Here is a 14,198-nt window from a genome sequence, read left to right as displayed (position 1 = left end):
AAATAACGATCTAATTTCAAATAGTCTGCCTCCAATTCAATCATAGTTTGCATGTCAGAAAATCCTTTTCCAACGTCATCAATAGCTATTAAAAACCCTTGTATTTTAAGTTCTCTTAATTGCTTTTTAAAGCTGACAAAATCTTTAATTATTTCTGACTCAGAAATTTCTAGCACAATTTGTTGGCTTTGCAAATTATTTTCTAGCATAATTTGTTCAAGAAAAGATGGAAGTTCTTGTTTTAAAATTGTAGATGGCAAGATATTCAAGAATAAATACCCATTTTTTCTTGATAATTCAGTAGAATGGTAGGCCAAGATTGCTTTGTAAATAGATTGAGAATCTAATTCATAAAGTTGATTATTTTCTTTGGCAACTTGAAAAATATGTTTAGGGTTAGAGAAATTCTTAGATCTGATAAGTGCCTCATAACCAACCTTTTTTCTATTGTCTAGATTATATATAGGTTGAAAGTAATGACAGAATTTTTTATATTTGATAAACTTTTTAATGGACAACATCCGACACTCCTACTAACTGTAATATAGGACGATACACAAAAAGGGGGCACCAAAAAACTTAGCGCGCCCTTTTTAGGTAGTTTTTTCGGTGACTCGGCTACCGTTGCAAGAAATGCTTTAGGCCCGTAGTTTTGCGTCCTTATCTTTCGACAAGTTTGCCATTATCGTAAACTTATTAATATATGTATGGTTTTTTATAATGACAATTATACTATATTCTCGACATATTTTGCACACTTTTTGTAAATAATTACCGACAAATAGTTCTTTGTGACTATTTAAAGGCAACATTTACAAAATATGAAGAGGACAAAATACGGATATCAAAAGAGGGGAAGGCCGTTCTTTTTGTCGCCGTTTATCTAAATTGTTTAATTCGTACAATCTACCTGCTGAAAATCAAGTTCACCAGAGATAATATAGTATCTAATTTGAATAAATGACACCGTGAAAAAGTATTAATAAAGCTAGGAAAGGGGGCAATACATAAAATTGATTAACTCAATGATTTATAAATTATCACCCTTTTGCTCAGCTAGTAAAGCCCGTATCCGCGCTTTGTACGGATCTTCAGGGATGACGACCTCAACTTCTTTGATCACCTCTGTTTGGCAACTTAATCTCATTCCTTTCGCAATATTATGGCAGCCAAGTCTCTTAATTTCTTTGTCTTCAGCGCTTGAAACTCCTGATTGATCTTCGATCATCACCTTACAAGTAGTACACTGTGCTTTGCCTCCACATCTATGTTGTAAAGCAACCCGTCCTTGTTTCGCCGCTCTTAAAATTGTTTGTCCCTTATGAATAGACACACTTTTTAACAATTCATCTGCATGATAAAAAATAACCTTTGTCATTTTACACCTCACTATCATGTACTATAAATATATCGATTAATTATTATCTTAGCAGACTATCTTTACGTAGTATAAATGATTACTTATTGAAGTAGAAAAGTACAACCATAACAGTCGGTATGGTCACTAATTTTTATTTCTAAATACAACTTATATCACTTAAAATATTTCCATACTCGGGATTCAGCACTTAACAATTTTTTCTTTTTATCAGAATGACCTATAAAGATTAGTACACCAAATGCCTTATAATCAATTTACATAAGTTTAGGGCATTCGGTAATGCTAATTAAAAAAATTAGGTGATATGATGAAAAGCATTTCGCGAGTTTTTTGGATTTCAGCCGTAGTTGTATTTTGTGTTGTTCTATATGGTTCGATTGCGCCTGAAAGTTTAGGTTCAGTAACTGACTACTTAAAATTAATGATTACAAAGTCATTTGGCTGGTATTATTTATTACTTGTTACAGCGATCGTATTATTGTGTCTTTTTTTTATCGTCAGTCCGATGGGGCAAATTACATTAGGTAAGCCTGATGAAGAGCCTGAGTATTCCTTTTTTAGTTGGGTTGCGATGCTATTTTCTGCTGGGATGGGGATAGGATTAGTTTTCTTTGGTGCTGCTGAACCACTATCACATTACGCCATTCATCCCTCTACAGAAAGTCCAGAAACACACGCAGCATTTCAAGAGGCGATGCGCTTTACATTTTTCCATTACGGCATACATGCATGGGCCGTATATGCGAGTATCGCAATGCCACTTGCTTATTTTCAATTTCGAAAGGGAGAGCCTGGTCTTATTTCGGCAACACTAAAGCCGCTGTTTGGTGATCGTATGAATGGATATGCTGGTACAGTTGTCGATGTTTTAGCAGTGTTTGCAACTGCTTTTGGTGTTGCAACGACACTAGGATTTGGTGCAGTTCAAATCAATGGTGGCCTGTCTTATTTATTTGATATTTCTGTAAGTTTTTTTGTACAATTTATTATTATTTTTACCGTCACAATTTTATTTATGATTTCAGCATGGACGGGGATTAGTAAAGGAATTAAGATATTGTCTAATTCAAATATGGTGTTTGCTACAATATTAATGGTTCTCGTTATTATTACTGGTCCTACTTTATTTATCTTAAACACTTTTGTAGATACGATTGGGACATATATAGAGAGTTTTGCACGCATGAGTTTTCGAACCGCTCCATTGAATGAGGCAAATAATAGGGAATGGATTGATAATTGGACTATTTTTTATTGGGCATGGTGGATTTCCTGGTCACCGTTTGTAGGTATATTTATTGCGCGTGTATCACGTGGAAGAACGATCCGGCAATTTTTATCGGCAGTTTTATTAATTCCAACACTATTCAGCTTTTTTTGGTTTACAGTTTTCGGTGCAACAGCTATCGACGTTCAGCGTCACACAACTGATTTAACAGGTTTATTAAGCGAAGAAATACTTTTTGCAGTATTTGATGTACTTCCTTTATCAACATTATTATCAATCGTCGCAATTCTACTAATTTCAACTTTTTTTATTACATCTGCGGACTCTGCTACATTTGTTTTAGGTATGCAAACAACTTTCGGATCGATTAATCCAAAGATTTTTGTTAGGTTAACTTGGGGAGTTGCACAATCATCAATCGCAGTCATTTTACTATCAGCAAAAGGGCTTGACGCATTACGAAATGCACTTATTGCTGTAGCTCTACCATTTTCAATTATTTTAATTCTAATGATTGCGTCCTTTTTAAAATCGATCGTACAAGAACGGAATGAAATGGGCTTAATGGTTCGTCCTTATACTGAAGTAGAAAAGCAACAATTAGATAAGGAAAAGAATGGTGATTAAGTTTACCAAAAACGATAATGATGATTCTGCCACAGTTCCTAATTATCATTATTAGGCGTAAGGGAAATTGAAGCTTCCTGGAGTAATTGGTATGTTTGTATGGAAGGGGATAACAGTCTAAATCATGGGCATATCCTGTAATGGTATGGATGGAATATTTTTTTCGACTTGCAAATAAAACAAGAAATCATCGGTTGCTTCGGTGAAATTAATAAAACAAACCTTCAATTGATTTTATTATGGAATGCACACACCAGTACTTAAGGAACGACTCAAGTACTGATTATTAACTACTTATAGGTTATAGTTCATTTCCGCATAGTTGTTATCAAGTAGAAGATAACAACTTCCTCATAATGATTATTATAGAAGGAACCGGGATACTTTTTGTTTTAGCAATCCTTTTCCTAGTTTACATAATATATATTATCGGAAGTTAAATAAGTGATTTAATATTTTATCTCATAAACAAGTATTATTGTGTTTTTGAGATAAAATTAAAAAAATCATAAAAAATAAGCATTAGATCATTAAGGATCTTTCATGCTTACTTTTTCATCACTTTAAATTGTCGTTAATTTTTTAGCTATATAAATATTTTCCTATTCGTTTATAATCATATAACATTCTTCACAAAGAATATCTTCTCCGTGAGCATCGCAACCACAACTTATACAATTGTCAGCCATATTCAACATTCCTTTCTAATGTTTGTTTTTCATGTATTGGCTTGTATAGAATGTTTACTCCTTGCTTAGTTATATAATTCCCATTATTTGTCGTTATAAAACGTTAATTGAAAATATTTACATAAAATTTTATGTTTCATCAAGAGATATTTTATCCAATGGTTTATTCGCTGGACCTTCAACAACTTCCCCGTGGTAGTCAAAACGAGATCCATGACACGGACAATCCCATGTACGGTCACCTGAATTCCATTCCACTTCACAGCCTAAATGTGTACACGTCGTATCTACTAAGTGTAGTTCGTTATTATTGTCTTTATATGCCCCCGTACGTTTACCTCGAACTCGTACTACTTTCGCTTCATCAGCTTTCATATCTTCCAGTTTCGCACCTGTGTATTCTAATTTCCCTTTAATTAAATGTTTTGCTACATCTGTATTTACATTAATAAGTTTTTTAAATGATGGATCGGCTTTGAATCTCGATGGTACAAACACGTCTTTATATTTATTGTCATTGTCCATTATTTGATCATACATTATTTTGCCTGCGATCGTTCCATTTGTCATTCCCCATTTTCTGAATCCAGTGGCAACCAATACGGACGGTTGCTGTTTTGTAACAGGCCCTATATACGGAAGTTTATCCAATGATATTAAATCCTGTGCGGACCAACGATAAGCAAAGTCATTAATGTTAAAATAGGTTTTAGCATATTCGTGCAGCGCTTCATAATGTTTGATGGTGGTTTTTCCTTGCCCTGTTTTATGGCTATCCCCCCCTATTAACCATAAATCTTGACCATCATTCGTTTTGGTGCGTCGTATTGATCTTGTCGGAGTTTCCGCATTAATATACATTCCACCCGGATACGTGTCATTCATTTTTAGACCAAGAACATAGGAGCGATCAGCATACATGCGAGTAGGATAAAAACCTTGCCCGTCATAAAATGGAAAATGTGATGCTTGTACAACGTGGCGGCAAGTAACACGCTGTCTGTTTCGCGTCAATATAGTTGGGTGTTTGCTGAATTCCAAATCAACTGCAGTAGTATTTTCGTAAATTTGCACTCCACTTTTTACACATTGATCAATTAGCACCTTCAAATATTCAAGCGGATGAAATTGTGCTTGACCTTTCATCGTTAATACTGATTTTAATGGAATATCAAGAGGCATTTTGTCCGTTAATTTATGATCAATATTCAATTGATCATACGCTTTTTGTTCATTTTCTAACTTTGAAATATACGTATCGGAATTGGTAAATAAATAAGCATCTTCCTGTTGGTAGTTACAATTGATATTAAAATCATTGACCAGTTGCTCAATAATACTTTTTGCTTCCATACTTGCTTCATAGTATAATAATGCTTTTTCAGCTCCAAAGTGGTTTATTAGCTCATCATAAATTAAACCGTGCTGTGCGGTTATTTTTGCAGTAGTATGTCCAGTCGTCCCACTTAATAGTTCTCCTGCTTCAAATAATGCTACTTTCAAATTCGTTTTAGATAATAAATAAGCTGTAGTTATCCCGGTAATACCCCCACCGACAATTCCTACATCAACCTTTATGGATTCTTTCAGCTGTGGAAATGAAAGCGGATCAATTGATTCTCGCCAAAATGATTTGGGGTACTGTGGCATATTTTCATCTTTCATTATTTCCCGTCCTTTCTACCTCTTTCCTTTCTCACGTATAGTATGGTCTTGTTTTTTGATATGTATGTATTAAAGCATAGAAGCTTTTTTATGAACCATCATTTTTTAGTTACGATTCTCATACAATTTATTATTTAAGTAAAAGGGAGTTTGATACAGATGGAAATACGCGTACAGGCCCAAGACACATTATGGTTTTATAGTCAATTATTTGATATTCCTTTAATATTGATCACTATGTCCAATCCACAGGTGAATCCGAACCAATTACAAATTGGAGATCGCGTCAACATTCCCGGCTATCGATTAACAACCTACACGATTCAACCGAACGATTCATTGTGGTCCCTTGCGAACACACTGTCACTGCCAGTTAATGCTTTATTATTTGTAAATCAATCGCTTGATCCACGTAACTTGGAAATTGGTCAAAAGATATTGATACCTGAAAGAGTAACGGACTTGATCTTTTCTAATCCGAATAACTACACGTATGAAAAAATGTTAAAAGATATAAATCGGCTACAGGAAGTCTACCCATTTATCTTTTCACGAACAATCGGGAATTCTGTAATGGGGAAAAATATAATTGAACTACAAATCGGAGCCGGTCAAAAAGAAATCCATTCAAATGCATCTTTTCATGCAAACGAATGGATAACTACTCCGGTATTACTGAAATTTATCAATCAATATGCGCTGTCATTAACGAATAACTTATCAATACGTGGGTTGTTTCTTCTGCCCCATTTTATAAATACCCGACTGTCTTTTGTACCAATGGTCAATCCAGATGGTGTGAATTTAGTAATCAATGGGGCAAATGCTGCAGGTAACTTTAAGGAAGAAGTGCTTGCAATCAATAACCAAAATACAAATTTTTCCAATTGGAAAGCAAATATCCGTGGCATTGATTTGAATAATCAATATCCGGCTCGCTGGGAGACAGAAGCAAATAGAAAGCCAAACGAGCCTAAGCCGCGTGACTATCCAGGACCATATCCATTGTCGGAGCCTGAAGCTATTGTAATGGCTCAATTGACTAGAAATAGTAATTTCCAATGGGTTAATGCATTTCATACACAAGGAGAGGAAATATATTGGGGTTTTGAAGGGCTCGAACCTCCACAGTCAGAAGCAATTGTTAATGAATTTTCCCGAGTCAGTGGCTACATGCCGGTTCGTTATGTGGACAGCTACGCAGGCTATAAAGATTGGTTTATACAAGATTTTCGAAAGCCCGGCTTTACAATCGAACTCGGTTTGGGAACAAACCCTTTACCAATTGAACAATTTGACGAAATTTATGAAGAATCATTAGGTATTTTACTGGCTAATCTATATTTATAGATGATTCAAGGAAATAGAATTTACTCTATTTCCTTGAAATATTCTTTGAAAAATCCGCCCACCCGATTACTATTATCAATGATAAAATAAAATTCTTCCGTTTCATTAATCACATCATATTTCTTCCCACACGTCAGCTTGTTGTTTACAATAAACTTCTTAGCTTCCGTATGCACACATTCTACTTGTTTTATAGGTTTATTATTCTCCCAATCCAAATGAATCATAAATCTTCCCAACCTTTAGTTAACATAATATTATTATTGACAACTAATTAATCAAATAAATATAAATAGTTCTCGTAACCTTTTTCTTGCATTTCCTCTACTGGAATAAATTTTAAAGCGGCCGAATTAATGCAATAGCGTAAACCACCATGCTCTTTCGGACCGTCAGGAAATACATGACCCAAATGGGAGTCAGCATCCTTACTTTTGACTTCTGTACGAATCATTCCATGACTATAATCTTGATCTTCATCAATCCGGTAAGGATCAACCGGCTTCGTAAAGCTTGGCCATCCGCAATGCGCATCAAACTTCTCTTTGGAAGAAAACAACACCTCACCGGAAACAATATCTACATAAATTCCTTCTTCTTTATGGTCCCAATACTCATTCTCGAACGGTCTTTCTGTACCTTTTTCTTGTGTTACATAAAATTGCTCTGGAGACAACTTTTGTTTTAGTTCATTTTTATCGTATTTTGTTTTCCAATTTTCTTGAATAAAATTTTTTCTTCCGGAACCTTTTTTGTACATTTGATAATGAAAAGGTTGTTTTTTATAGTAATCCTGATGTGCTTCTTCTGCTTTGTAGAATGTTTGAGCAGGTAAAATGCTTGTAACAATTGGTTTGGAAAATCGTCCACTTTCAGCAAGCTTTTGCTTCGAATCTTCAGCAATTCGCTTCTGGTCTTCATTATGATAAAATATTGCCGTCTGATAGGACGATCCTCGATCATTGAACTGGCCGCCGGGATCTGTCGGGTCAATTTGCTGCCAAAAAGTCTCAACAAGCTCTTCATATGGGAATATAGATGGGTCATAAGTTATTTGCACTGCTTCTACATGACCAGTTTCATTCGTACAAACTTGTTCGTACGTAGGATTTTCCACTTGGCCACCTGTGTATCCTGAAGTAACCTCAATGATTCCGGGGCGCTCATCAAATGGTTCAACCATACACCAGAAGCAACCACCTGCGAATGTAGCTTTTTCTCTGTTCTCTGCCATGATCATTACCTCCTGTTTATGTTTATATAATGCTTATCCTCTACTGAACGTACATTGAACTATATAAACAATTTTGGTTTGGACTTACCATCTTTATATTCTAGATCCTCCGAGGAAGTTGTTGATTCCATTATATCCTCCAATGGTTCTGCTTCATTTAAATCATCGTCCGCTAATTGTTCCTCTTCATCTTCCGTATCATTATCCATTTCCTTAAACGCCTTAAACATATGATACATCATCGGAATGTTTTTAACCATCGGACCATATTGCTGAACGATTGGAGCTGCCGATTGTACAACTTGCAAAACTTGTTGTACATTAGTCAATGTTTTGGAAAGTCCTCCCACTCCCTTAGTAGCCAAAGTGGAAAACGATGTTGAAGAAGGACGCACCGCCGGCTGATATGGCTGAAAAAAACTTTGATTTCCCCGAAATGAAGAGGTATTATAAAATGTTGATGGACGCCTAGATGGAAACATGAATATCAGCTCCCCCTTTTGTATAAGTATAAAAAGCAATTTCCCGATTACTTTCTAGACTATTGTACGTATAAAAGAGTAAAGTGTGTAGGCCCTCGTGCACCCTCTATACAATTAATGATACGGATACCAAAATAAATAATTTCCTAATAATATTTCCCGGGAAAGCGCATAAACCAACAATTGCTCACCTATTATGTCTAGTCATGACGATTTAACAAGAATGATGAAATAACAGCGCATTTTTTGTAATTGCTTTATATCGTTGTATAGATGTTCCATAGTTTATCAAATACTTTTAATGCTTCAGGGAAAGGGCTGTTCCACTCTAAATAATCACTTACCTCATCATAGCTTACAGCATGTTTTGGAAAGTCATGATCTGTAAACATCCATTCTGCTAACTCGCTTTCTGAATCATTTTTCAGCTTTCCCCGAAACGTCATCATGAATTGGTAAAAACTCTGCATTTCTCAATAGCACTCCCGATAATTGATTTTATTATTGTTCCATGTATTCATTATGCTTTTTTATTTTATTTCGATAAACAACGGAAGATAAATAAATGCTGATCTCATATAAAATAAATAACGGAATAGCAACTACAACCTGCAGCACAATATCCGGAGGTGTTACTAAAGCTCCAACAACAAGTAAAATGAAATACGCATATTTGCGGGTTCTTCTCATAAATGATGGAGTTATTAGTCCGAGACTTGTCAAAAACATTGTAATAATTGGAAGCTCAAATAGAATGGCAAATGGTATTGTAACCCGGAAGATAAATTTAAAATACTTGTCAACCGTAAAAAGTTCTTCAAACATCCCGTCATTAAGCGATAATAAGAAAGGTAAGATAAGTTGTATAAACAAATAATACCCGAATGCCAAACCTCCAATAAATAGGAAGAATATAGCAGGTATGTATGATAATGATATCTTTTTTTCCGGAGATGTTAAACCAGGTTTAATAAATAACCAAAGTTGTAAACATAGTATTGGCAGTGTACCTACAATCGCTACTAATCCGGCAATGGTGAAGTAAATCCACACAATATCACCGGGACTTGTATATTTTAAAACAAAGTCAATATCTTTTTGAAAAAAATAATAGATATCCTTAATAAAGATAAAGGCTGTAATAAAAAAGGCTATAAAAATAACGCCAGTCACAATAATACGTTTGCGAAGCTCGGATAAATGACCGACAATATCCATTTCCTTTTCTTGATTTATTTCCTGATTATCCGACATGACATTCTCTCCCTAAAAATATAACAAAAAAAGATGTAAGGCAACATTCCCCTACACCCCCAATTATTTACTAATTAGAACTATTATCTTTATTCTTGTCTGTTGCTTCTTCGTCACCAATAATTCCTTTTGTCGCATTTTTGAATTCCTTCAATGAACTACCGGCCGCTTTACCAATTTCCGGCAATTTGGAAGGACCAAAAATAACTAATGCTACAATCAAAATTAATATTAAGCTGGGAATTCCAATTTGAGCCATATTTATCACCTCGAAGAATTATTTCATTCATTCTAAATTACTTGTTCGTACTCATTATATCTGAATCCTTTAAAGAGTAAATAGTTTTAGCGAAAAGGACATACAACATTCATAACTGATTATAGTTTAACACGCGCATAAACTTTTTAACAAGTTATAACAACTTAGCCGTTTCGTACTGACTGAGATCGTTCATATTAAAAAAATGTCTATGCAGCATTTTGTTCAATATTCCCGGAAAGGTGTGTACATAGTTTACCCGGACACGATCTAAAAAATGCTTTATTTTAAGATCGTCCGCTTCAATCTGCTGTTGAATGGTTACTAATGTCGTTTTTTTATAAATGCCGCACAGCGGATGAATCCGTCCCTCAAAAACGGGAATAACAGCATCATACCCTTCTGTTTGTGCCAGCAAAGCTTTATATACATCAATTTGTAAAAATGGCATATCACAGGCCGCTAACAAAAAAACATCTGCATCAATATGGTATAATGCCGATTCCAGCCCGGCTAATGGACCTTTTTCTTTATACCTGTCACTAAACTGTTGGTGCCCTAAAAATGTATAATCGGATTGATTATTGGCAATAACGTATACTTGTTCCGCACATTGGTTGATCGTTTCGGAAATATGCTGGATTGTCGGTTTGCCCTCGACCGGTAATAATGCTTTATTCGTCCCCATTCTTGATGATTTTCCACCTGACAGGATAACTCCACAAGTACGCATGATATCCCCTTCCCTAATCTAATTCCGATCATACTGCAAAAAGTAATAGTCATAAGGATTCTTCTCATCCTTTACCCCCTGCACTTTCGAAGTAAGTGTCCACTCCGACTCATTAAACAGTGGAAAGTATGTATCTCCTTCAAATTCCGCATTTATTTTTGTAATATATAAACGATCCGCATATGGCAGTACTTGATTAAAAATATTCCCTCCGCCAATTACGAAAAATTCCTCATCGGGATGTTCATTATTTAAGTCTTGGATACGAGAAATGTGTTCAATTACCTCCACCTCTTCCGGGAAATCCATTTGTCCTCTCGTTAAAACGATATTCCTACGGTTAGGCAAAACTCTCCCTATAGACTCAAATGTCTTTCTTCCCATTATTATCGCATGGCCTGTTGTTTTTTCTTTAAAAAACTTCAAATCTTTCGGCAAATGCCAAGGCATCTCATTTTGATAGCCGATTACATGGTTACGATCCATTGCTACTAATAAAGAAATCATAAACTAAACCTCCTGCACAACACTGTTAAACGGCGATTGGTGCTTTAATCGCCGGATGTGGGTCATACCCGCTTATTTCCAAGTCTTCCAATTCAAATTCAAAAATTGACGATTTATTTTTGTTTATATTTAATTGTGGGAATGATCTTATTTCCCTGGTCAATTGTGTTTTAACCTGCTCGACATGATTTGTATATATATGTGTATCACCAAATGTGTGAATAAACTCACCCACCTCAAGGTTACATTCATGAGCAATTAAATGCGTCAGTAATGCGTAACTGGCAATATTGAATGGTACACCAAGAAATGTATCTGCACTTCGTTGATACAGCTGGCACGATAACTTTCCGTCCGCGACATAAAATTGAAATAGCGTATGACACGGAGGTAATGCCATCATCGGAATATCTTCAGGATTCCAGGCCGAAACAATATGACGTCTGGAGTCCGGATTTGTTTTTATATTTTCGATTGTCGCTTTTAATTGATCAATCGTTTCATTTGTTGACGTTTTCCATCTGCGCCATTGTTTACCATATACGAAGCCGAGGTCTCCGTATATTTTAGCAAACTGTTCATCTTCAAGTATATACTTTTTGAATAGGCCCATTTGCTCTTTATATTTCTCGTTAAAATCTGGGTCATGCTGACTGCGGTTCCCGAAATCTGTCATATCCGGACCCGTATAATTTTCGCTATCCACCCATCTTTTAAATGCCCACTCATTCCATATGTTGTTATTATTTTCCAATAAGTAACGGATGTTCGTATCTCCTTTTATAAACCAAAGCAACTCACTCGCAACTAGTTTAAAAGGAACTTTCTTTGTCGTAAGCAACGGGAAGCCTTCTCGCAAATTAAAACGCATTTGATGCCCAAATATAGAGTATGTTCCCGTGTTCGTCCGATCTTCTTTCCGAATACCATCTTCCAATATATGTTTACATAAATTCAAATATGCTTGTTCACCTTTGTTCATAAGCTCTCCCCCACTGCAAAGTAATTCCATAATACCATAAAGGCCTATTATATCATAAATCTACAATTTTATCGGGAGTGTTACTGCTGTAATATAATCGTAACGTATACAATAATAGTCTAATTCATAAATTATGTAGAAGAGCAAGTTGAAAAGAAAGGGGATTTTTGCATGGTGAATGCAACTTTGAAACACGTCGCAAAACATTCGTTTTTGTACAGCTATGCGCTTAGTCAACCGTTAGCGATGTATGTCGATGCATACCCTGTATTTCAAAACAACCTCTTACTGGAATCCGGACAAATACAACACGGAGAAAAAGGTGAAACGGTTCGTGTTCTGCAAACAAAATTAAACAAACTGGAATACTATGATGATGATTTGGACGGAAAATTCGGCATTTTGACAGAACATGCGGTAAAAAAATTCCAATCATCCCGAAATATAGAAGTTACCGGAAAAGCGGACAAAAAAACAATGAAAAAACTAATTGCTGAAGAAAAACAACAGTATATCGATCAAATACAAGATTTGTCCGATTCCATCTATCCTGGTTTGCATAGTGAAGATGTTCGGATCGTACAACGAGCTCTATATTATTTTGGTTACTATGAAGCAAAAATCGATGGAATCTATGGCCCTCTAACGAAAAAAGCACTGGAGATGGCGGAAGAAGAACACGGAATCGAATTAACGAAAAGCGTAACACAAGAGTCGTTAACTTCACTATATGAAGCGGAAGAGCAAAATGATGAAGTCGAAGAACAGGCAGTTGAACAACAACCTATAACTGAAGAAAAGCCAGAAACTGATGTGAAAAATGAAGTTATCGAAAAAGAAGTAAAGCAAGCTACCGTTACCGTAGATGGAAATCATGCTGGAATTATAAAGGAAGCGAGGGCTTATATCGGAACACCTTACGTTTGGGGCGGGGAATCACCACATGGCTTTGATTGTAGTGGATATATTCAATATGTCTATGAACAACAGGATTATACAATCCCCCGCACTGTATCGGATATATGGAACTTTGCTACACCAGTAGACTCCCCTTCCGTTGGCGATCTCGTTTTTTTTGAAACGTATAAGCCGGGACCATCTCATATGGGAATATACTTAGGAGACGGAAAATTTATCCATGCAGGTGCTTCACGTGGAGTTGAAATTAGCGAAATGAGTAATTCGTATTGGAAACAGAGATACTTAGGTGCAAAACGCATCAAATAGGAAAAGCGCAAGCGCCCTGCTTAGAAATGTAGCGAATGCGCCAGCTCAAAGCTGGTGGTTCGATGTTGCCACGCAAAGTGGCGGTTTTAATCGAACATTCCAACCCATCCTAGATAAAGGAATCATGCCCCTGCAAAAGGGGTATGCCAACGTTGGCGCGGGAGGGCGTATTTAGTTGGCCCTCCTTTACCTGTGCGAATCGATGATGACTTTCACCCAAGGGCATAAGGGCGACTAAGCCTCTGTCTAAGCCAATCGGCAAGTCTTCTTTATCGCAAGGCGCTGCAGGAAGTCGCCTAGTTTCTGGGCTGGCAGGCTTAGAACGCCACGTCCTGGGACTGCGCGTGAATGCTCGTCCCACCGAAAAGATTTGTGGCGCCGCCTGGGACTGTAGCTACGCTTTCGTCCCATCGAAAAAATTTGTACGTCGAAGCTAGACAGCTATGCACAAAATTTATACTCCCTCTATATACTAACGTTTTCTCTTGTTTTCTTTGTTTTTCTTATAATTTTATTTAATTTATGATTTATTAATAACGCTTTAAACGGATTACGAACAAAATTTAATGCAGAAGGGTGC

Annotated in this window: 15 protein-coding genes and 1 riboswitch; of the genes, 3 read left to right on the top strand and 12 right to left on the bottom strand. The window is 36.1% G+C overall.

All coding sequences use genetic code 11. From position 1 onward, the window contains the following. The coding region (locus ACLIBG_RS14850; protein WP_439313545.1) for an EAL domain-containing protein at window positions 1–518 on the bottom strand (518 nt) is incomplete at its 3' end. A gap of 87 nt (window positions 519–605) precedes the next feature. Beyond that, window positions 606–691: riboswitch (cyclic di-GMP riboswitch) on the bottom strand. Window positions 692–1,030: 339 nt separating this feature from the next. After that, a complete protein-coding gene (locus ACLIBG_RS14845) occupies window positions 1,031–1,378 on the bottom strand; it encodes a 2Fe-2S iron-sulfur cluster-binding protein (RefSeq protein ID WP_439313544.1) in 348 nt (115 codons plus the stop codon). Window positions 1,379–1,688: 310 nt separating this feature from the next. Here ACLIBG_RS14845 and ACLIBG_RS14840 point away from each other — a divergent pair, with 310 nt between their 5' ends. Further along, window positions 1,689–3,236 (top strand): BCCT family transporter, encoded by a 1,548-nt coding sequence (locus tag ACLIBG_RS14840; RefSeq protein WP_439313543.1) that lies wholly within the window; start codon window positions 1,689–1,691, stop codon window positions 3,234–3,236. Window positions 3,237–4,054: 818 nt separating this feature from the next. Here ACLIBG_RS14840 and ACLIBG_RS14835 read toward each other — a convergent pair. Then, window positions 4,055–5,590, bottom strand: coding sequence for an FAD-dependent oxidoreductase (locus tag ACLIBG_RS14835; RefSeq protein WP_439313542.1), 1,536 nt, complete (start codon window positions 5,588–5,590; stop codon window positions 4,055–4,057). Window positions 5,591–5,749: 159 nt separating this feature from the next. Here ACLIBG_RS14835 and ACLIBG_RS14830 point away from each other — a divergent pair, with 159 nt between their 5' ends. Beyond that, complete coding sequence (locus ACLIBG_RS14830) at window positions 5,750–6,940, top strand: M14 family metallopeptidase (protein WP_439313541.1); 1,191 nt, start codon at window positions 5,750–5,752, stop codon at window positions 6,938–6,940. Window positions 6,941–6,960: 20 nt separating this feature from the next. Here the strand turns inward: ACLIBG_RS14830 and ACLIBG_RS14825 are convergent, their stop codons facing one another. From ACLIBG_RS14825 to ACLIBG_RS14785, 9 genes are all read right to left on the bottom strand, one after another. Continuing rightward, a complete protein-coding gene (locus tag ACLIBG_RS14825) occupies window positions 6,961–7,167 on the bottom strand; it encodes a DUF6501 family protein (protein ID WP_439313540.1) in 207 nt (68 codons plus the stop codon). A 47-nt stretch (window positions 7,168–7,214) separates the two neighbouring features. Next, on the bottom strand, window positions 7,215–8,174 hold the full coding sequence (gene msrA / locus ACLIBG_RS14820) for a peptide-methionine (S)-S-oxide reductase MsrA (RefSeq protein WP_439313539.1): 960 nt from the start codon (window positions 8,172–8,174) through the stop codon (window positions 7,215–7,217). Window positions 8,175–8,233: 59 nt separating this feature from the next. Further along, window positions 8,234–8,503, bottom strand: a complete 270-nt coding sequence (gene vrrA / locus ACLIBG_RS14815) for a VrrA/YqfQ family protein (RefSeq protein WP_439313538.1) — start codon at window positions 8,501–8,503, stop codon at window positions 8,234–8,236. A 410-nt stretch (window positions 8,504–8,913) separates the two neighbouring features. Next, the gene (locus tag ACLIBG_RS14810) at window positions 8,914–9,126 is read right to left on the bottom strand and encodes a YozE family protein (RefSeq protein WP_439313537.1); all 213 of its coding nucleotides are present in this window, start codon (window positions 9,124–9,126) and stop codon (window positions 8,914–8,916) included. Between the two features lie 31 nt (window positions 9,127–9,157). Beyond that, entirely contained in the window at window positions 9,158–9,910 is a 753-nt protein-coding gene (tatC, locus tag ACLIBG_RS14805; RefSeq protein WP_439313536.1) for a twin-arginine translocase subunit TatC, read from the bottom strand. A 70-nt stretch (window positions 9,911–9,980) separates the two neighbouring features. Beyond that, window positions 9,981–10,169 carry a twin-arginine translocase TatA/TatE family subunit gene (locus tag ACLIBG_RS14800; RefSeq protein ID WP_439313535.1) on the bottom strand — a complete coding sequence of 63 codons (189 nt, stop codon included), beginning with the start codon at window positions 10,167–10,169 and terminating at the stop codon, window positions 9,981–9,983. Between the two features lie 154 nt (window positions 10,170–10,323). Beyond that, complete coding sequence (gene mobA / locus ACLIBG_RS14795) at window positions 10,324–10,902, bottom strand: molybdenum cofactor guanylyltransferase (RefSeq protein WP_439313534.1); 579 nt, start codon at window positions 10,900–10,902, stop codon at window positions 10,324–10,326. 18 nt (window positions 10,903–10,920) lie between these two features. Next, complete coding sequence (locus tag ACLIBG_RS14790; RefSeq protein ID WP_439313533.1) at window positions 10,921–11,409, bottom strand: dihydrofolate reductase; 489 nt, start codon at window positions 11,407–11,409, stop codon at window positions 10,921–10,923. 25 nt (window positions 11,410–11,434) lie between these two features. Continuing rightward, on the bottom strand, window positions 11,435–12,391 hold the full coding sequence (locus tag ACLIBG_RS14785; RefSeq protein ID WP_439313532.1) for a thymidylate synthase: 957 nt from the start codon (window positions 12,389–12,391) through the stop codon (window positions 11,435–11,437). Window positions 12,392–12,562: 171 nt separating this feature from the next. On the opposite strand from ACLIBG_RS14785, the gene ACLIBG_RS14780 reads away from it, so the two are divergent. Then, on the top strand, window positions 12,563–13,618 hold the full coding sequence (locus tag ACLIBG_RS14780; protein ID WP_439313531.1) for a C40 family peptidase: 1,056 nt from the start codon (window positions 12,563–12,565) through the stop codon (window positions 13,616–13,618). Window positions 13,619–14,198 lie beyond the last annotated feature (580 nt).

Source organism: Virgibacillus sp. W0181 (genome assembly GCF_051846915.1).
In the GTDB taxonomy this organism is placed as follows: Bacteria; Bacillota; Bacilli; order Bacillales; family Amphibacillaceae; genus JBPYCR01.
This window is presented reverse-complemented; position numbering and strand designations above follow the sequence as displayed.